Raw genomic sequence first — 298 nt, 5'->3', positions numbered from 1 at the left:
CATAGGCGGCCTGCCGTACCCCTTCCTCTTCGGCAATGGCTAAGATTTTATGCTGGAGATTGGTTTCGCCCAGATAGAACAGGCTCTGGCCGGTCATGGCGCTGTATTGCAGCCGTTCTTCTTCCGGTATCAGATTGAGTACGGCATCCATCAGTGAACTTTTCCCGGCGGCGCTACTGCTCTGTATCAGCACGGCCAGCGGACGGTCCAGCTTGCGACTGACCGCCGCTAAGTAACCGGCCAGCAGGTTGGTGCTTTCCCCCACGACGCCACAGGCGGCTAAGTCAGCGGTGATGCG

Annotated in this window: 1 pseudogene; it reads right to left on the bottom strand. The window is 58.7% G+C overall.

What is annotated here, in order from left to right:
• Positions 1-298 (bottom strand): annotated as a pseudogene (locus ACGF5R_RS24770) (DNA primase); the annotation flags it as partial.

Origin of the sequence: Photorhabdus sp. RM71S, from assembly GCF_042879355.1 — a bacterium.
GTDB classification, from domain to species: domain Bacteria; phylum Pseudomonadota; class Gammaproteobacteria; order Enterobacterales; family Enterobacteriaceae; genus Photorhabdus; species Photorhabdus kayaii.
The sequence above is the reverse complement of the archived record's forward strand: the minus strand, read 5'-3'. Positions and strand labels throughout refer to the sequence as shown.